Origin of the sequence: Litoreibacter sp., assembly GCF_039974535.1 — a bacterium.
In the GTDB taxonomy this organism is placed as follows: domain Bacteria; phylum Pseudomonadota; class Alphaproteobacteria; order Rhodobacterales; family Rhodobacteraceae; genus Litoreibacter.
This window is the reverse complement of record NZ_JBDWIU010000010.1, coordinates 348,832-366,414: the sequence shown is the minus strand read 5'-3', so window position 1 is coordinate 366,414 and position 17,583 is coordinate 348,832. Positions and strand designations below refer to the sequence as shown.

Sequence of the window (17,583 nt, the reverse complement as noted above, 5' to 3'; positions counted from 1 at the left end):
TGATAAAACATTAGCAAACATTAATTGATACTTTATGGTGCATGCCATGACATTGGCCTCACTCTCAAATGACCTAACAAGCTGTGAAATATGTAAAGATCGCTTTGCCGCGACTCATACCGCACACGCTCCACGCCCCGTGGTTTGGTTTCAAAAACCCGCGCGCCTGCTCATCGCGGGGCAAGCGCCGGGCGCCCGTGTGCATGAAAGTGGCCAGCCGTTCACCGATCCATCTGGTGATCGCCTGCGCGATTGGATGGGCATAAACAGCACCACATTTTACGACCAATCCCGTGTCGCCATCCTGCCTATGGCCTTCTGCTTTCCAGGCTACAACGCCAAGGGCGCGGACCTACCACCACCACCCGTCTGTGCCAAAACATGGCGTGCGCCAATCCTTGATAAATTGCCAAACATCGGCCTAACCCTGCTCATTGGCGGCTATGCCCAGAAGTACCATTTGGGCAAATCGGCGGGCACGGTGACCGATACCGTTGCCCAATGGCGCGACCATGCCCCGAGCATTATTCCCTTGCCGCATCCTTCATGGCGCAATACCGGATGGATCAAACGCAATCCGTGGTTCGAGACAGAGCTTCTGCCAGTCCTCAAATCGCGCGTGAAAGAGGTCCTTGTCCCATGAACACTCCGCTAGATCAGGCCCACACCGCCATGGAAGCCAGCCCCAAAGACGACGCGGCCCGCCTACGGTTCTACGAGCGCATGGGCGATTCCGAATTGTTCCTACTGCTGGAGGCCGAGCCAAAAGGCGACCAAATCTCACCACATGTGTTTGAGGTCGAAGGGGCTTCCTACATCCTAGCCTTCGACCGCGAGGAGCGCTTGGCCGATTTCGCTGAAGGTTCCGCCCCCTACGTCGGTCTATCCGGTCGGGCTTTGGCGCAAATGCTGGCAGGGCAAAATCTAGGTTTGGGCGTCAATCTTGGCGTGGCCCCCTCCTCCATTTTGTTGCCATCTCAGGCGGTGGACTGGTTGAACGAGACCTTGTCGCACGGCCCCTCAGAAGCTGCCGAGACGCCAACTGAGATCACTCCGCCCAAAGGATTGCCCGACAGTTTGGTCACCGCGATAGACCAAAAGCTGACCACTGCGGCCGGCCTTGCGCAATGCGCATATCTGGCGGGCGTGACCTATGCCAGCGGTCAGCGCTCTCATATCTTGGCCTTCGTAGGCGCCGAACCCGCCGCCCAAGACGCACTCGCCCGCGCCACGAACGAAGCTTTGGTCTTTTCGGGTATTGAGGCAGGTGCGCTGGATGTCGCGTTCTTTGACGCCAGCCACGCGATTGTGGGCGCGCTGGAGGCTCAAGCGCTGCGGTTCGATCTGCCCCAACCGATCCAGCCAGTGGAACGCGCCGCACCGGGCAGTGACCCTGCAAAGCCGCCTAAGCTAATTTAATATCCGGCGGCGCGATCCACGACATGGAGAAACGGCTCGCCCGCCTCACCCAAAACCACGTTCTGCGCAATCACCTCGGAGGCCGTCGTGGCCTTCGTTTCCGCTGCGATATGGGGCGTCACGGTGACTTTGGGATGTACCCAAAACGGATGTGCTTCAGGCAAAGGCTCAATACGGAACACATCCAAGGTCGCATGCGCCAATTGCCCGCTGTCCAGCGCCGCAAGCAATGCGTCATCGTCGATCAGCGGACCACGACCCGGGTTCACGATGAAACCACCCTTCGCCATCAGCGCCATACGCTCCGCGTTCAGAACATTCTCTGTCGCCGGCGTGTCGGGAAGCAGTAACGCCACCATATCCGCCCCCGACAAGGCCCCTCTTAGACCGTCCTCGCCAAAGTGGCAGGTCATGCCTTCGCAGGATTTCGCGCTACGCGCCCAGCCGTGAACGTCAAAATTCAGTGCAGACAGTGCCTTTGCACATGCCATGCCCAAAGCCCCTAAACCCAGCACACAAACCTTGCGGTCCCTTGCCAAGGGTGCGGCGGTTCCTGCCCGCCAAACCCCGTCCTGCGCGGCCACGAACTGATCCATCCCAAGATGGTAACGCAGCACTTGGCCGGTCACCCATTCGACCATGCTTTCGGTCAATCCATGATCCACCATCCGGCAAAGCGGAACTCTAAGCGAGGGGTTGTCCACCATCGTCTCTACGCCCGCCCAAAGGCTTAGGACAGCTTTCAGCTTGGTAAACGGGGTAAAATCCGCCTGCCCGCCATTGGGGGCGTAGACCACATAATCCACATCGCTTGGATCAAACTCGACCCGCAAGTCCGCATGGATCCCCGCCTTGGCAAACGCCGCCCGAAGCGGCGCCTCATATTGCACCCAATTCTTGGGCGGCGCTAGAAACAGGACGTTGATCATTGATGGCTACCTAGGTCTGTGAACATGCGCGCTTTGCATCAACCCAAAGGCGAGCAACAACACGATCATCGCCGAGCCGCCGTAGCTGACCATCGGCAAAGGAACGCCAACCACCGGCGCCAGCCCCATGACCATCGACATGTTCACCGCAAAGAACAAAAAGAACGTCAGCCCGATGCCCAAGGTCAGCAAGGATGCAAAGCGGTCCTTGTTGCTTAGCGCCGAGACGACGCAGAAAACCAGCACCAGAACATATAGGCTCAACAATGAGATGCCGCCGATAAAACCAAATTCCTCGGCCAATGTGGTGAAAATAAAGTCGGTGTGTTTCTCGGGCAGGAAGTTCAGACGGCTCTGCGTGCCTTGCATGTAGCCGCGCCCCGTCCATCCACCTGACCCCAATGCAATCTTGGATTGAGTGATGTGATAACCAGCCCCGAGCGGGTCAGATGCAGGGTCAATAAATGTATCGATCCGGCGGTATTGGTAGTCTTTAAGCAACTGCCATGTGGTGCCTCGGCTCTCGAATACGGCGCTCACCAGCCCTGCAGCGCCACCGACCACCGCTGCGAAATAGGCCCAATGCACACCCGCCAGAAACATGATCCCGCCGCCGCCAAATGCCAATAGCAAGGACGTCCCAAGGTCGGGCTGGCGAAGCGTCAGATACATCGGCACAGCGATGATAATTACGGGAATGATCACCCAAAGCGGGCGGGAAATTTTCTTGATGTCGACCCAGTCATAATAGGCCGCCAGAAACATGATCACCGTAACTTTGGTCAGCTCAGATGGCTGCAAACGAATAAACCCAAGGTCAATCCATCGCTGCGCGCCCATGCCGGTGGCGCCAAAGAACTCCACCGCCAGCAGCAGCAAAACCGATATCCCATATGCTACTCCAGCGATGTTGCGCAGGAACCAAACCGGCACCATCGCGACGCAGATCATTACGAACAACCCCACGGCAAAACGCTTCATCTGCGGCTCCGCCCAAGGGGTCATTGACCCACCGGCCACGGAGTACAGCATCAAGAACCCGACGCTAGCAATCGTCGTCAGCAATACGATAATCGGCCAGTTCAGGTGCAACAACTTGGACAACCCGCTGGGGACCGACTTCACGTTGTATTCGAGATAACTCACGCTTGGGTCTCCGGCGGGGTCGGGTCGTCAGGATCCCAGACTTCCAGTTTACTCAAGGACGACCGAATGCGGCCGCGCTGCGAGCTGGGGTAGGCGGTCAACGGCGGCATGCCGCCTGACTGCGCCGCCAGCATCACGTCGCGCGCGATTGGGGCCGCAGCCGTGGAGCCGCCGCCACCATGCTCGACCACGACAGCTACCGCGTATTTCGGGGCGTCCGCTGGCGCATACCCCACATAAAGCGCGTGGTCCCGGCGCTCCCATGGCAAGTCAGCGTTACGGAACACGCCACGCGCACGTTCAGCCTTCGTAATGTTACGCACTTGGCTGGTTCCAGTTTTGCCCGCCATGCGCATCGACTTGTCGACAATACGGGTGGCCGCCCCTGTGCCGCCGCCTTCATTGGCCACGGCAAACATGCCACCGCGCACCTGATCCATCATTTCTTCGTCGATCCCTAGGGATTCTCCCGCACCAGACGGGGTCTCAACCCCATCCACGGATTTCACCAGCCGTGGCGCCACCGCACGCCCTGTGGCGATGCGCGCAGTCATAACCGCCAATTGCAACGGCGAGGCCAAAACGAACCCCTGCCCGATCGATGCATTCAAGCTATCGCCGATCACCCAGTCTTGGTCGCGGTTTTCTTTCTTCCACGCTTTTGTCGGCATCAGCCCGCCAGCCACTGCGGACATCGGCACGTCATGCTTCTCACCCAGCCCCAACCTGCGGGCCATGGCGGAAATCTTCTCAATGCCAACGCGTTGCGCCAGCTCATAGTAGTAAACGTCACAAGACTGCTTCAACGAATCCCGTAGGTTCATCCGCCCATGCCCACCGCGTTTCCAGCAGTGGAAGCGGCGGCTCGCAAGCTCGGTGTAGCCCGTGCAGCGGATCGTCTCGTCAGGCGTAATCACACCCGCCTCAAGTCCGGCCAACGCCGTCACCATCTTAAAGGTAGAGCCCGGAGGGTAGGTTCCCTGAACCGCCTTATTGGCCAGCGGGCGATACTTATTCCCTGTCAAATCACCGTAATCCTTGACCGAGATACCGCGCACAAACAAATTCGGATCAAACGCAGGTGCGGAGCCAATGGAGACCAAATCCCCTGTCTCCACATCAATTACAACGGCGGCCGCACTTTCACCCGCCAAACGGGCCTGCACGAAGTTTTGCAACCGCGTATCGATAGTCAGTTGAACATTCGCGCCCTTCTGGCTCTCATCACGCCCCAACTCGCGCATCACGCGTCCGATGGCGTTCACTTCAACCCGTTTGGTGCCGGCCTTACCGCGCAAGCTCCGCTCCAGCTTGTTCTCGGACCCCGTTTTGCCGATCTGGAACTTCGGAATTTGCAGCAGCGGATCCTTGTCATCGATCCGGCTGAGATCATAATCGCTGACCGGTCCAACATATCCCACGATATGCGCATAGTCAGCGCCACGCGGGTAAATGCGGCTTAGCCCGACCTCGGGCGAAATCCCCGGCAAAGCAGGCGCATTCACCGCCACTTGGCTCAGGTCTTCCCAAGACAGACGATCCGCAATCGTAACCGGTACAAGCCGCGAGCGTTTGCGCAATTCCTCGCGGGCATGCTCCATGTCTTCGTCGGTCATCGGGATCAGTCGCGCGATAGCCTTTAGCACGGCTTCCGGATCCTCCACCTTGTCGCGAACCATTGTGACGCGGTAGTTCTGCTCATTCCCAGCCAACATCAGGCCATTACGGTCAAATATTTGCCCTCTGGCCGGAGGCAACAGGCGAATATTAATCCGGTTTTCTTCCGCTAGAAGGCGAAACTGATCAGCTTGATCTACCTGAAGGTGACGCATCCGCAGGCCCAAAAGCCCCGCAAAGGCAGCCATACCGCCACCAAGCACAAGGCCACGACGCGAAACGATCGCGACGCTTTCCTCCGTGTCTTTGGGCGAGCGCCTCATCCGATTACTCCGTCACTGTCCAACTCGCGGGCCGCAGCTCGCCTGACTCGCAATATAAAGTGGGTTACGCCAATCACAAAGGGGTAGGCGATAGCCGTCGTCAAAATGTGAAGTATCGTCGCGCCAAATGCAGGATGGGACACCGCAAATATCAGATGCAGCAATCCGTTAACCAATACCGCCGCCGCAAACGTCCCGACAACAAGGGCCACCTCGAAGGGGACCGCGATTTCAGCCGTCGCATTCGTCTGGCGGCGCAAAAACTCGTAGCCCACAATCGACACGGCAGGCCAAAGCCCCAAAGGACGCAGAAACAAAATGTCCGCCAGCAAATGCACGACCACAATCAATAGCACCGGCGCCCAACGCGGGCGACGCATCAAAAAGGCGGCCGTAAAGCAAAACAATAGATCAGGGCCGGGAAGGCTCAAGTAAGAGCCGCCTTCGCGGATCAACTCCCCCGTTTCAGGGTCCAGCAATTGAACCGATGCGGGGCCTGTATTTAAGGGCAGCAGTTGACCAAAGATGACGAGCGCGCTGACCAGCAAAAATAAGACGCGAAACTGAAACCGCCGCCATGTAATCGGGTCAACCATCGGTTGCCTCCGCTGCAGGCTCTGCCTCAACGACCACCTCATCGGCGGCAATCAACCCGCCCGATTCTCCGATCACACCGGAATGCGGCGTACGCAAAACGCGCAAAAATTCCAACCTGCCGTAATCCGCCGCGAGCTTGACCCGCAACCGGCGATCCGCCCCCAATGCGATCTGCCCGACCAACACATCCGCAGGGAAAACCTTTCCGTCACCGGATGTCACCACACGGTCGCCCGGGCGCACGTCCTCGATGTTCTCAACAATATCAACCGGCGGGGCGAGCGTGTTGTCCCCAACAAGCAAAGCCTTCTGCCCAGACGGCTGAATGGTCACTGGCACACGGCTACTCGTATCGGTCAGCAAAATAACGCGCGATGTCTTATCGCCCACCCCCGCAATGCGCCCAACCAGCCCTAGGCCGTCCATCGTGGCCCAGCCGTCTTGGATGCCGTCACGCGCACCCACGTTCAACAGCACGGACCGCCGGAAGGGCGAGCCATTATCCGTCAGCACAACACCCGTCACAAAGGTCAGCTGCGCGTTCAGGCGCACCTTGTTCAGGTCCAGCAGGCGGGCGTTTTCTTGCTCCAGTTGAATCGCAGCTTCACGCCAAGACTTCATCTGTTGCAATTCACGACGCAGCTCTTGGTTTTGCTCATAGATGCGGGCGTAGGACTGAAAGTCATCAAACATGCGACTGACGCGGGTAACCGGCACCAAAGCCCAATCAAAAGACGGCACAACTTTGTCGACTAAATTGGAGCGAAACCGCTCCATCCGTGGGTTGTCGATCCGCCAAAGCCCGAAGATCGCCAGCAAGAACACGACCAAGACCCCGATCAGCACTCGTCTGACGGGGCGGGCGTATTCATCATGTCCGCGTCGGTCAATTGCCATGGGCTTGGTCCAAACTGCCGAGGGCCCCAAACGGGTGCCCGATAGGGTTAACTATCGTAATCTATCACATGGCGCAGTTGTTTTTCGTACTCAAGCGCTTTGCCCGTGCCCAGCGCTACGCAGTTCAGGCTTTCATCCGCCACGGAAATCGCCAGTCCGGTCTGCTCGCGCAACGCCAGATCCAACTCGCCCAACAACGCACCGCCCCCCGTGAGCATCACGCCGCGGTCCACAATGTCCGCTGCCAAATCAGGTGGGGTTGCCTCCAAGGCAGTCATAACGGCTTCGCAGATTTGCTGCACCGGTTCGGCCAACGCCTCAGCCACTTGGGCTTGGTTAATCTCAGTCTCTTTGGGCACACCGTTCAACAGATCACGCCCGCGAATTTCCATAGAAGCACCACGCCCGTCATCCGGCATTCGCGCCGTCCCGATCGAGGTTTTGATCCGTTCAGCCGTGCTTTCACCGACCAAGATGTTTTGATGACGGCGCAGATACGAAATCAGCGCCTCGTCCATGCGGTCACCACCCACGCGCACAGATCGCGCATATACGATATCCCCAAGCGACATAACGGCCACTTCCGTAGTGCCACCGCCAATGTCCACAACCATGGAGCCGGTCGGGTCCGTAATCGGCATGCCCGCACCAATCGCCGCCGCAATCGGCTCTGCAATCAATCCCGCCTTGCGCGCACCAGCACCCAAAACAGACTGACGAATTGCGCGTTTTTCAACGGGGGTCGCGCCATGCGGCACGCACACAATAATCTTCGGCTTGGTAAAGGTAGAGCGGCGATGCACCTTACGGATGAAGTGTTTAATCATCTCTTCTGCCGTGTCGAAGTCGGCAATCACGCCCTCACGCATCGGCCGGATCGCTTCAATCGAGCCAGGTGTCCGCCCCAGCATCAACTTGGCGTCCTCGCCCACGGCCAACACTTCCTTGCGACCCGCCTTGGTGTGATACGCCACAACGGAAGGCTCATTCAGAACGATCCCCTTACCTTTGACGTAGACCAACGTATTCGCGGTCCCAAGGTCGATTGCCATGTCGGAAGAGAACAAACTCGAGAAGATGCCAGCCATGTATATTTATCCCAAGCAGTCAGAAGTTTTCGCCGACTCAGCCGCCAGCGGTGTAGATTGGAGACTTATAGGCGGGCCGCGCTCCGGTTGAAAGGTATCAGAGGGCCGATATCAGCACTATTCCGCTTCTCTTTAGCAGGTTAGAAGGCGCTATGCTGTCCTATCAACACATCTTTCATGCTGGAAATCCCGCCGACGTTCACAAGCACGCGCTCCTTTGCGCCATGCTGTCCTATATGACGCGCAAGGATAAGCCCCTCAGCTACCTAGAAACTCATTCAGGCCGTGCCCTCTACGACCTGTCCTCCTCCGAGGCCTTGAAAACCGGCGAGGCAGAGGCGGGCATCACCGCCCTCACGGACAAATTCGCGCCTGATCATCCCTATATCAAAGCACTCACCGCGCTGCGCGAGCAGCACGGGCAAGACGCATACGCAGGTTCTCCGCTGCTTGCCGCTCTGTCTTTGCGCCCAACCGACAAGCTGCATCTGGCCGAGCTGCACCCGCAAGAGCATCAAGCTCTACGCGATACCATGCGCCGCCATAACGCCAAATGCTACAAGCAAGACGGCTTCGAGATGGCCCAAGCCGTCTGCCCGCCAGAGCCGCGCCGTGGGATCATGCTCATCGACCCAAGCTACGAAATAAAGTCAGACTACGACGCCATTCCCAGCCAAATTGCCAAGCTGCACCGCAAATGGAATGTCGGCGTGATTGCCTTATGGTACCCGATCCTAACCTCTGACGCACATGTGCCGATGGTCAGAACGCTTAAAGCGCAAAATCTGCCGAATGTATTGCACCACGAGGTGTCATTCCCGCCGGTGCGCGAAGGCCACCGCATGATCGGGTCGGGCATGTTCATCGTGAACGCGCCCTACGGGTTGGACGCCGAAGCCAAGTCCCTAACCCAGATATTCTAGGGGCTCACGCCTGCCACACACTCCAATATGAAGCGCGCCGCAGGCGCTCATTGAAGTCAGACTAGCTGACGTCTTTGTAAGACACCTCGGCCACATCACCACCCGACTTCTCACGGCGCACCACCAGACGGTTCAGCGCGTCGACATAGGCTTTCACTGACGCCACAACCGTGTCCACGTCAGCCGACTGCCCCGTTGCGATCTTGCCGTCTTCCTCCAGCCGAACCGACACAGTCGCCTGCGCATCCGTGCCTTCGGTGACCGCCGCCACTTGGTAGACTTGCAGCCGCGCCTTATGCGGGAACAGCGCCTTCACCGCGTTGAACGCTGCATCCACCGGCCCGTCGCCCGTGGCGGTGACCGACTTGGCCTCCCCGCCAATTTCCAACGTCATTTCAGCGGACTTCTCCAAGTCCATCCCACATGACACGCTCAGGGCAGTCAGCTTGATGTGGTCCGCGTCTGCATCCCCTGTTTGCATCAGGGCAATCAAATCGTCGTCGTAGATCTCTTTCTTCTGGTCGGCCAAGGCTTTGAAGCGCACGAAGACGTCCTTCAGTTGGTTGTCGCCTAGCTCAAACCCAAGTTCCGCCAGCTTGGAGCGCAGCGCGGCACGACCCGAATGCTTGCCCATCACCAGATTGGTCTCGCTCAGGCCCACGTCCTCAGGACGCATAATCTCGAAGGTTTCCGCGTTCTTCAGCATCCCGTCTTGGTGAATGCCGCTTTCATGTGCAAAGGCGTTCTTACCGACGATGGCCTTGTTGAACTGCACCGCAAAGCCCGACACCGACGCCACACGGCGCGAGATGTTCATCAGCTTGGTGCTGTCGATGCCCGTTTGGAACGGCATGATGTCATTGCGCACTTTCAGCGCCATAACGACCTCTTCCAAGGCCGTGTTGCCCGCACGCTCACCCAAGCCGTTGATCGTACATTCCACCTGACGCGCGCCCGCCTCCACGGCGGCCAAAGAGTTGGCCGTCGCCATGCCAAGATCGTTGTGGCAGTGGGTCGCGAAGATGATTTCATCCGCACCCGGCACGCGTTCCAGAAGCATCTGGATCAACGCGGCACTTTCGCGTGGCGCGGTGTAGCCCACGGTGTCGGGGATGTTGATCGTCGTGGCTCCCGCCTTGATCGCAATCTCAACCACGCGGCAAAGGTAATCCTCCTCGGTGCGCGTGGCGTCCATTGGCGACCATTGCACGTTGTCGCACAGGTTACGGGCATGGCTGACCGTTTCGTGGATTTTATCGGCCATTTCATCCATATTCAGGTTCGGAATGGCGCGGTGCAGCGGCGAGGTGCCGATAAACGTGTGGATACGCGGGCGCTTGGCGTGTTTCACCGCGTCCCAGCACCGATCGATGTCTTTGAAGTTGGCCCGTGCCAAGCCGCAAATGACAGATGTTTGCGCCTGCTCCGAAATCGCCTTCACCGCGGCGAAATCGCCCTCGGATGCAATCGGGAAGCCTGCCTCGATGATATCGACGCCCATCTCGTCCAGAAGACCGGCAATTTCCAGCTTCTCGTCATGGCTCATGGTGGCGCCCGGAGATTGCTCGCCATCGCGCAGGGTGGTGTCGAAGATGAATACTTTGTCTTGTTCGCTCATGATCTCAGTCTCTCAAATACGTGGCTTGGCGGCGGCAGTCGTTGCATCGCCGGTGTTGGGGAGGCCTTGCGGCTCTATCAGTAGGACTTTGGCCTCGGCCTCTGCGCGCGGGCGGTGCACGACGCCCTTGGGCACCACACATAATTCGCCCGCCCCCATGACAATGCTGTCACCATCCTCGCGGTCGAGGGTCACTTCCCCCTCAAGCACCAAAAAGAAGTCGTCGCTGTCGTCATGCTTGTGAAACGGGAACTCGCCCTGAAATTTAACGACCATAATGTCATTGCCATTATAGTCGGCCACAACCTGCGGATCCCAATGGGACGAAAACAGGCTCAGCTTTTGTTCAAGATTGACCTTTTGCACGGGGTCACTCCTTAGCTATTCGGTTTTTTTGGAATGTCCGGCGCTGGCACTACTGAGCGGCACGCGCCGGTTGGGCACGCTCAGCGCAGGCTAAGAAGTAGGAGATGTGCGTAAATGCTCATATGGGGGATAATACGAATCCCCAGCGGAAAGGAAAGACGCAATTTGACTTGGGCGACAAGACAGGTAGGTCTGGAGCATGACACGAACCTTAATCATCGGCGCATCTGGCGGAATTGGCTCCGCATTGGCAACGGGTGCCACCAACCGCGGTCACGATGTGACAGGCCTATCGCGTAGCACTCACGGATTGGATATCACCGACGAAGCCGCAATTGAACGAGCCTTCAAATCCTTATCCGATACTTACGACCTAATCATCTGTGCGACAGGTGCCTTGGTGATAGATAGCGCCGAGCCCGAAAAATCGATCAGCGCCCTAAGCCCGCAGGCTCTCACTCAACAGTTCCAAACCAATGCGATGGGCCCTGCCTTGGTCCTAAAGCACGCCGTTCGCGTCCTCCCCAAAGACAGGCCGTCCTGTTTCGCGGCACTGTCTGCCCGTGTGGGATCAATTGGCGACAATCACATAGGCGGGTGGCACAGCTACCGCGCCGCCAAGGCCGCGTTGAACCAACTCATCCACGGTGCGGCAATCGAGATCGCGCGCACCCACAAGCAGGCCACCTGTGTTTGCGTACACCCTGGAACGGTGGAAACGCCTTTCACCGCCAAATACGCTGGGCGACACGAAACGGTGCCTGCCTCGGTCGCGGCTGAGAACATTCTAGACCTCTTAGCTGGATTGAACCCGCCCGACACGGGCCGATTCTTCGATTACGCGGGAAAATCGGTGCCTTGGTAGCCGAATCCCCAAGAATCGGGCGTGTCGCGGCGGCCAAATGTGTTCATTGTTTGTTAATGAAATGCAGTCGATAGGGCATATTTGTTAATCATCGCGACTTCATCGGCGCATAAATTTCAATCAAGAAACTGTAAATAAACAATAAAAATACATTAACCGAATATGAACATTGGGTTCGCGCTTCATTCAACTCCAATGCTGCATAACGGTTTCATCGAAGGCTGGCCCCGACAGACTGGCCCGACATAAACTAAGAAAGGAGAACACCATGACCGGATCATTTGCCGAGAAAGCCCGTACCCGTCGCATCGAAGCCCTCCAGGCGATGCACACACAGCGAGCTGGTGTTACCCCGAAAGCTGCAACCCTCTGTTCAGCTAAAGACATGCGCTTCCCGCCAATTGAAAAGGTGCTGGCAGCGCTCTCCATTCAGGACCCTCTGCGCCTTATGGCGGCCTGAACAAAACCAAGGTTTACGTAACCCTCCAAGGTACGCGTATACCCCTCCAACTAAAGAAGGCCGCCTCCTCTGGGCGGCCTTTTTCTTTGCTGGGGTCAACTCGTCGCGTCAGCTGGCCATGAATAAATCAGCTGGCCCTGCACATGGACGCCAGCGCGGAGTAAACCGTTGGCCCAATCAACGCAGGCCCCATCAGGAAAAACGCGGTGGTTGATGAAATGTAGCGAAGCTGAACCAGCGCAAACAACGACAAGAATGCGGCGAGTGTGACCCAGTACCCGAATGCGTAGGAAGGCAGCTGCGCCACCTGAAGACTTTTCGCGATCGAGGATTTGATCGAGCCGCGAGGTCGCAACATTAACCCTACGCCGATCTGAAGAACCAACGCGACAACCGTAACCGAGGTCAACAAGTGAACCCATTCCGGCGACAAGCGGCCGTAACCGAGCCAAAGTGCGAAACCAAACGCTCCAAGCACCCCGACAAGCACGATATTTGATATGATTTTCACGCCCTGATGTATGGTCATTGCAATACCTTTCTTCGCTCTACTGATGCCTGAATTTGACCAGCGAATAAGGCCATTTTCCGGCAAGTATCCTGTGATTGGGCGTTACTCAGGCCATAGTCATGAAAATCGCTTCACGTTCACGCGAGATTTCGGCTGTGGGTGCGCGGGCATGACCAAATCTTTGCGATGTATCATTGTCCTCAAGCCTCAAATTGCTCCATGAGTACGCACCAAATCCAGGACGGGCTTTTGCAATCCACCTAAACACTTATAAAAGTACCTCCAAAAGTTGCTTCGGTAGAGAACCCCTTGATAGCCCTGTTAACCCGTATTCTTGTCCCCATCGGTTTACTGACAGGCGGCTTCACCATGCTAATGTTGTACTTGCTTGCCCCAATTATTTTTTGGATCGGGGTAGCTGTATATTGCATTAGGCTTTCGTTGAGACTTTGGGTTTGGCGAAAAATGACGAACCAAGAGAGGAAAGAGAGTGCTAATCCTGCGCACCTGATGAACTACAATTATGGGTTTTCCGCTACAACCGAATGGCTGACTTTCTTATTCGGATTTTTCGCTAGTTATTGGCTACTCAAGGGTTTCTGATTTTCTGTAGCGGGTTGACCAAGGGAATGACCAATAACCCATGTCTTTTGGTCAGCAATCTCGAATGTTGCCCCACAAGGAAGCCATCGGAAAACCCTCACCCCATGCTTTTACGCGAAGCGACCCTAAATTATTTTGACGTCATTCATATTCGTTCACGCTGCATTCATCTTCGCTCTGCTATGCGTTGGCCCATGTTCAAAAGTATCCTTCTCCTCGGCGTTGCTGCCATCAGTTTCACAAGCCCTTCTTATGCGTCCTCTGCGCATGAGATGAAGCGGTCTGAGCTTCGCCAAGTTGCGATGTACGGCAATACCGTCAGCATGAAAGCGACACTTAGTTCTGTTTCCAATGCCCTCCATGCCAAAGTCGTCGAAGCCCGCGCTTTCGACGCCGGCGGCGTTTACTACCGCTTCGTCCTGAAACGACCCGATGGCCGTCTGGTAAGTGTCATAATCGACGCGCAAACTGGCGACCAAGTTCCCTCCAATTCCTCTGTGGGTTGTCTGATTACCGAAGCTGCCTCTGTTAAACACGTTAAACTTGTGCCCTCTGCAACTCGCTCCAACGGGATGTAAAGGGCCATGAGACGACAGAAAGAACGCCGCAACCTGCAATAGATTTTCACGCCACGGCCACAAACCCGCCTAAATCCAACGCTACTTACGCAAGCATGAGAATATTGCTTGCAGAAGATGACGTGACTCTCGCGTCCCAGGTTAAAACCTTGCTCACCGCTGAAGGGCGCGTCGTTGACGTCGCCCATGATGGCGAGGAGGCGGGGTTTTTGGGCTCAACAGAACCCTATGATATGGTCATCCTTGATCTTGGGCTTCCCACAAGAGACGGCATTTCGATCCTAAAGGAATGGCGCTCGGAAGGGTTGGACTTCCCGGTGTTGATCTTAACCGCTCGCGATGGCTGGACCGACCGTGTCGATGGTTTGGATGCGGGCGCTGACGACTACATGACCAAACCGTTCCACATGCCGGAGCTTGCCGCCCGAGTGCGCGCAATGCTGCGCCGCAAATCTGGCCGCACAAACCCCTTGTTTGAGAAGGGCAGCGTGGCCTTCGACACTCGCAACGCTAAGGTTACCTTGGGCGGGATCCCCGTCGATCTAACCTCGCAAGAGGTCGCGGTTTTATCCTACCTCATCCACAACGCAGGCCGCCTGATCTCGCGCACTGAGTTGAGCGAGCATATCTACGAATATGACGGTGACCGCGACAGCAACACAATCGCCGTGTTCATTACGCGGCTACGCAAAAAATTGGGGCCCGACTTTATCCAAACCATTCGCGGCCGCGGTTACAAAGTGGACGCAGCCTAGTGCTGTCGCTACGTCGCAGGGCAATGATCGGCGGGGCCCTCTCCGCCATGGCCTCCATTCTTGTGGGGGCTTTTGTTCTGCTGACCTTGATTGAGGACAACGTGCTCGACCGCTTTGATCGCGGGTTGATTGACCGGCATTCACAACTCGTGGTCGCCCTCAACACAACCGCCACAAACCCTGTGGCCCTGTCTGAGCGCCTTTATGATCCCGCTTATGCCACACCATTTTCGGGGCGGTACTGGCAAATCAGCAACCTCGATGGCGAAACATACACATCCGGCTCGATGTTCGACACAACGCTAAAAGCGCCCTCGAGCCACTCAACCGATCTGACCCTGCGCTCCATGACAGGCCCGGAAGGGGAGCCTGTTCGCAGCGCTTTCCAGCAGATTACTCTAGAAGACGGTAGCACATGGGACGTCAGCGTCGCCGAAAGCCTCGCCGCCCTCGCCGCGGAGCGTCAACAAACAAGACGCTCCCTTTTGCTCGCCTTCGTTCTCGTTGGGCTGCTTGGTCTTGCGGGGGCCATTCTGCAGACAACAACCATCCTTCATCCGCTCGACAAATTGCGCCGCGATGTGTCCAAACGGTGGGAGCAGGACGAGGACCTCACGACCAGCGACTACCCCCAAGAGGTTGCCCCTTTGGTCGATGACATCAATGAGCTGCTTGCCCGAAACCGCGATATCATTGCGCGTGCACGGCGCCAGGCAGCAGACCTCGCACACGCCTTGAAAACGCCAACCGCGATTTTGCGTAACGAGTTAACGGTGCTGAACGCTCAGAACAACAACATGGAAGCCTCCCTTGATGCACTCGACCGCGTCGACGCGCAGCTTGGCCGTTCCCTTGCGCGTATGCGCGCCGCCAACAGCGGGGCGGCCGTTAGTGTGCGGACCGACCTTTCTAATTCGGTGGATCGCTTCACCCGTTTATTCAGCTCAATGGCCGAACGTGACGGCAAGGAAATGTCGACATCCTGCGCCCCAGACCTTTTCATCCGAATGGACCAGCAGGACATCGAAGAGGTCATCGGCAACCTTCTCGATAACGCTCTGAAATGGTGTAACGACGCAATTTCACTAACGGCCATAACCCGAGAGGACGGCGTGGAGTTGCTAATCGAAGACGACGGCCCCGGCATTCCCGAAGGCCGCGAGCGCGAGGCGCTCAAATCGGGAGGCAGGCTCGACAGCTCCAAACCTGGAACCGGCCTTGGCCTCGCGATCGCAATTGATTTGCTGCAAGCTTATGGCGCAGATTTGAACCTAGAGAAATCCGCCGCCTTAGGTGGATTGGCCGTTCGAATATTCATCCCCAGCAAAAGACGTCAATCGTTGGCCAAAGCCGCTTAATCCGCAGCAGCGTCTTCCACAACCTCGTCAGCTTTTACAAGCAACCCGTCTTTCCAAAGGCCGCTAACCGTCTCTCCATTGGCGTATTTCAACACGCCCTTGCCCGAGCGCTTGTCGGCTGCGAATTCGCCCTCATACACGTCACCGGTGTTATATGTGGCCACGCCGGAACCTTCCGCCACGTCGTCTTTCCACATACCAACATAGGTAAATCCGCTGTCAGATGTCAGCGTCCCTTTGCCCGTCCGGCTTCCACTGGCAAAAGCGCCCTCGTAGATAAGCCCGTTGGGAAACTCCATGCGGCCTTGCCCGTGCATCTGACCCGCAAGCCATTGCCCGTCATACACACGACCATCAGGGGAGGTCATCTTGCCCTTCCCCTCTTTGCGCGCGTTGCGGAATTCGCCCTCATAGCGCTCCCCGTTAGGGAATGTCGCGACGCCGACACCCTCGATCACGCCGTTGACCCACTCACCGTCGTAGTTCGCGCCATTCGGATTGGTCACCTTGCCCTGCCCATGCGCCAGATCAGATTTAATCTGGCCCGCATAAATAGACCCGTCAGGGTAATTGACCGTCCCTGAACCCTCGATATGGCCGTCAATCCACTCGCCGGAATAAATGAAGCCGTCAGATAGGCTAAAGACCCCCTGACCGTGACGCTGATCCGCCTTAAAGCCGCCCTCGTAGACGTCTCCATTCGCGTATTCCATGCGGCCCTCGCCTTCACGTGCGCCAGCTTTCAACGATCCCGCGTAAACATCCCCGTTCCCGTGAACGCGGGTGCCGTCGCCTTCCATTTGGTCCGCGGCCCAGCCCCCTTCATAGGTAAGGCCATCGGGCATATTCAACGTCCCTTGCCCGCTGCGCATGCCTGCGGCCATCTCACCTTCATAGATCGAGCCATCCGGATAAGTGACCTTGCCGCGCCCTTCTTTGACACCGCCGACCCATTGGCCCTCGTAGCGGAACCCGTTTGGATTAACCAAAACCCCAATGCCATGATATTGTGCGTTCAGGAACTCGCCCTCGTAGCGCACTCCGTTGGCCAAAATAGAGATGCCGCGACCCGTAATTTTCCGGTCGATCCAGTCCCCCTCGTAGGTGCCGCCATCGGCAAAGATGATCTTGCCGAAGCCGTTGGGCTTGCCGTCCTTGAACTGCCCTTCATAGAGGGAGCCATCGGGAAACCGCGCCGTGCCTTGGCCGCTGATCTCGCCATTGGCCCAATTGCCGGAATATTCATATCCATTGGGCAGCGTGAATATTCCCTGCCCGTGGCGTTTGCCCTCTTTGAAGGACCCCGTGTAGACGCCGCCGTCTTCATATTGCTTGGTGCCGGAATCTTGGGCTGCGAGCGGGGCCACGGCCAGGCCAATGCAGAACAGGGACACAGAACTTAGGCGCATAGGTATCAACTCCGACGGGTAATTTTGCGAGAGCCTAGTGGAGCACTTCGCCACTGACAAGCGAGGCGACCAGATCCTCAATCGTTTTCGCACTCCCTCTTCCCCTCGCGCACGGGTCTGC

18 protein-coding genes are annotated in these 17,583 nt (G+C 57.2%); 8 read left to right on the top strand and 10 right to left on the bottom strand.

Going from position 1 to position 17,583, the window contains the following annotated elements:
* Positions 1-46 precede the first annotated feature (46 nt).
* Both ABJN86_RS09445 and ABJN86_RS09440 read left to right on the top strand, forming a co-directional pair.
* The gene (locus tag ABJN86_RS09445; protein WP_348366597.1) at positions 47-643 is read left to right on the top strand and encodes a uracil-DNA glycosylase family protein; all 597 of its coding nucleotides are present in this window, start codon (positions 47-49) and stop codon (positions 641-643) included.
* Complete coding sequence (locus ABJN86_RS09440) at positions 640-1,419, top strand: SseB family protein (RefSeq protein ID WP_348366595.1); 780 nt, start codon at positions 640-642, stop codon at positions 1,417-1,419. The genes ABJN86_RS09445 and ABJN86_RS09440 overlap by 4 nt, the downstream gene beginning before the upstream one ends.
* Here ABJN86_RS09440 and ABJN86_RS09435 read toward each other — a convergent pair.
* The 6 genes from ABJN86_RS09435 to ABJN86_RS09410 are packed head-to-tail and all read right to left on the bottom strand — an operon-like array spanning position 1,416 to position 8,016.
* Positions 1,416-2,348: a glyoxylate/hydroxypyruvate reductase A gene (locus ABJN86_RS09435; RefSeq protein ID WP_348366593.1), complete on the bottom strand. Its 933-nt coding sequence runs from the start codon at positions 2,346-2,348 to the stop codon at positions 1,416-1,418. The genes ABJN86_RS09440 and ABJN86_RS09435 overlap by 4 nt on opposite strands.
* 6 nt (positions 2,349-2,354) lie before the next feature.
* Entirely contained in the window at positions 2,355-3,494 is a 1,140-nt protein-coding gene (gene rodA / locus ABJN86_RS09430; protein ID WP_348366592.1) for a rod shape-determining protein RodA, read from the bottom strand.
* Positions 3,491-5,434: a penicillin-binding protein 2 gene (gene mrdA, locus ABJN86_RS09425; protein ID WP_348366590.1), complete on the bottom strand. Its 1,944-nt coding sequence runs from the start codon at positions 5,432-5,434 to the stop codon at positions 3,491-3,493. The genes rodA and mrdA overlap by 4 nt, the downstream gene beginning before the upstream one ends.
* Positions 5,431-6,030, bottom strand: a complete 600-nt coding sequence (locus ABJN86_RS09420) for a hypothetical protein (RefSeq protein ID WP_348366589.1) — start codon at positions 6,028-6,030, stop codon at positions 5,431-5,433. Before ABJN86_RS09420 ends, mrdA begins: the two co-directional genes overlap by 4 nt.
* Entirely contained in the window at positions 6,023-6,928 is a 906-nt protein-coding gene (mreC, locus tag ABJN86_RS09415; protein WP_348366588.1) for a rod shape-determining protein MreC, read from the bottom strand. Before mreC ends, ABJN86_RS09420 begins: the two co-directional genes overlap by 8 nt.
* Positions 6,929-6,975: 47 nt before the next feature.
* Positions 6,976-8,016, bottom strand: a complete 1,041-nt coding sequence (locus ABJN86_RS09410) for a rod shape-determining protein (RefSeq protein ID WP_348366586.1) — start codon at positions 8,014-8,016, stop codon at positions 6,976-6,978.
* Positions 8,017-8,168: 152 nt separating this feature from the next.
* Between ABJN86_RS09410 and rlmJ the strand changes: the two genes are divergently transcribed.
* A complete protein-coding gene (rlmJ, locus tag ABJN86_RS09405) occupies positions 8,169-8,939 on the top strand; it encodes a 23S rRNA (adenine(2030)-N(6))-methyltransferase RlmJ (protein WP_348366585.1) in 771 nt (256 codons plus the stop codon).
* A 61-nt stretch (positions 8,940-9,000) separates the two neighbouring features.
* Here the strand turns inward: rlmJ and ABJN86_RS09400 are convergent, their stop codons facing one another.
* Together ABJN86_RS09400 and ABJN86_RS09395 are read right to left on the bottom strand one after the other, a co-directional pair.
* Entirely contained in the window at positions 9,001-10,557 is a 1,557-nt protein-coding gene (locus ABJN86_RS09400; RefSeq protein ID WP_348366584.1) for a 2-isopropylmalate synthase, read from the bottom strand.
* Between the two features lie 12 nt (positions 10,558-10,569).
* On the bottom strand, positions 10,570-10,923 hold the full coding sequence (locus ABJN86_RS09395; protein WP_348366583.1) for a cupin domain-containing protein: 354 nt from the start codon (positions 10,921-10,923) through the stop codon (positions 10,570-10,572).
* A gap of 199 nt (positions 10,924-11,122) precedes the next feature.
* Between ABJN86_RS09395 and ABJN86_RS09390 the strand changes: the two genes are divergently transcribed.
* Both ABJN86_RS09390 and ABJN86_RS09385 read left to right on the top strand, forming a co-directional pair.
* The gene (locus ABJN86_RS09390) at positions 11,123-11,788 is read left to right on the top strand and encodes an SDR family NAD(P)-dependent oxidoreductase (RefSeq protein ID WP_348366582.1); all 666 of its coding nucleotides are present in this window, start codon (positions 11,123-11,125) and stop codon (positions 11,786-11,788) included.
* A 268-nt stretch (positions 11,789-12,056) separates the two neighbouring features.
* Positions 12,057-12,248, top strand: coding sequence for a hypothetical protein (locus tag ABJN86_RS09385; protein WP_348366580.1), 192 nt, complete (start codon positions 12,057-12,059; stop codon positions 12,246-12,248).
* A 127-nt stretch (positions 12,249-12,375) separates the two neighbouring features.
* Here ABJN86_RS09385 and ABJN86_RS09380 read toward each other — a convergent pair whose 3' ends face one another.
* The gene (locus ABJN86_RS09380; RefSeq protein ID WP_348366579.1) at positions 12,376-12,777 is read right to left on the bottom strand and encodes a hypothetical protein; all 402 of its coding nucleotides are present in this window, start codon (positions 12,775-12,777) and stop codon (positions 12,376-12,378) included.
* A gap of 779 nt (positions 12,778-13,556) precedes the next feature.
* On the opposite strand from ABJN86_RS09380, the gene ABJN86_RS09375 reads away from it, so the two are divergent.
* The 3 genes from ABJN86_RS09375 to ABJN86_RS09365 all read left to right on the top strand — a co-directional run bounded on the left by ABJN86_RS09375 (position 13,557) and on the right by ABJN86_RS09365 (position 16,053).
* On the top strand, positions 13,557-13,940 hold the full coding sequence (locus ABJN86_RS09375) for a hypothetical protein (protein WP_348366578.1): 384 nt from the start codon (positions 13,557-13,559) through the stop codon (positions 13,938-13,940).
* Between the two features lie 95 nt (positions 13,941-14,035).
* Complete coding sequence (locus ABJN86_RS09370; RefSeq protein ID WP_348366577.1) at positions 14,036-14,695, top strand: response regulator transcription factor; 660 nt, start codon at positions 14,036-14,038, stop codon at positions 14,693-14,695.
* Positions 14,695-16,053, top strand: a complete 1,359-nt coding sequence (locus ABJN86_RS09365) for a HAMP domain-containing sensor histidine kinase (protein WP_348366576.1) — start codon at positions 14,695-14,697, stop codon at positions 16,051-16,053. The genes ABJN86_RS09370 and ABJN86_RS09365 overlap by 1 nt, the downstream gene beginning before the upstream one ends.
* On the opposite strand, the gene ABJN86_RS09360 is transcribed toward ABJN86_RS09365, so the two are convergent.
* Positions 16,050-17,462 (bottom strand): 2-isopropylmalate synthase, encoded by a 1,413-nt coding sequence (locus tag ABJN86_RS09360; RefSeq protein ID WP_348366575.1) that lies wholly within the window; start codon positions 17,460-17,462, stop codon positions 16,050-16,052. The genes ABJN86_RS09365 and ABJN86_RS09360 overlap by 4 nt on opposite strands.
* Positions 17,463-17,583 lie beyond the last annotated feature (121 nt).

Bases quoted from the DNA above. Each gene is read 5' to 3' on its own strand.
- ABJN86_RS09445 (WP_348366597.1), top strand. From the start codon at position 47: ATGACATTGGCCTCACTCTCAAATGACCTAACAAGCTGTGAAATATGT.
- ABJN86_RS09440 (WP_348366595.1), top strand. From the start codon at position 640: ATGAACACTCCGCTAGATCAGGCCCACACCGCCATGGAAGCCAGCCCC.
- ABJN86_RS09435 (WP_348366593.1), bottom strand. From the start codon at position 2,348: ATGATCAACGTCCTGTTTCTAGCGCCGCCCAAGAATTGGGTGCAATAT.
- mrdA (WP_348366590.1), bottom strand. From the start codon at position 5,434: ATGAGGCGCTCGCCCAAAGACACGGAGGAAAGCGTCGCGATCGTTTCG.
- ABJN86_RS09420 (WP_348366589.1), bottom strand. From the start codon at position 6,030: ATGGTTGACCCGATTACATGGCGGCGGTTTCAGTTTCGCGTCTTATTT.
- mreC (WP_348366588.1), bottom strand. From the start codon at position 6,928: ATGGCAATTGACCGACGCGGACATGATGAATACGCCCGCCCCGTCAGA.
- ABJN86_RS09410 (WP_348366586.1), bottom strand. From the start codon at position 8,016: ATGGCTGGCATCTTCTCGAGTTTGTTCTCTTCCGACATGGCAATCGAC.
- rlmJ (WP_348366585.1), top strand. From the start codon at position 8,169: ATGCTGTCCTATCAACACATCTTTCATGCTGGAAATCCCGCCGACGTT.
- ABJN86_RS09400 (WP_348366584.1), bottom strand. From the start codon at position 10,557: ATGAGCGAACAAGACAAAGTATTCATCTTCGACACCACCCTGCGCGAT.
- ABJN86_RS09390 (WP_348366582.1), top strand. From the start codon at position 11,123: ATGACACGAACCTTAATCATCGGCGCATCTGGCGGAATTGGCTCCGCA.
- ABJN86_RS09385 (WP_348366580.1), top strand. From the start codon at position 12,057: ATGACCGGATCATTTGCCGAGAAAGCCCGTACCCGTCGCATCGAAGCC.
- ABJN86_RS09380 (WP_348366579.1), bottom strand. From the start codon at position 12,777: ATGACCATACATCAGGGCGTGAAAATCATATCAAATATCGTGCTTGTC.
- ABJN86_RS09375 (WP_348366578.1), top strand. From the start codon at position 13,557: ATGTTCAAAAGTATCCTTCTCCTCGGCGTTGCTGCCATCAGTTTCACA.
- ABJN86_RS09370 (WP_348366577.1), top strand. From the start codon at position 14,036: ATGAGAATATTGCTTGCAGAAGATGACGTGACTCTCGCGTCCCAGGTT.
- ABJN86_RS09360 (WP_348366575.1), bottom strand. From the start codon at position 17,462: ATGCGCCTAAGTTCTGTGTCCCTGTTCTGCATTGGCCTGGCCGTGGCC.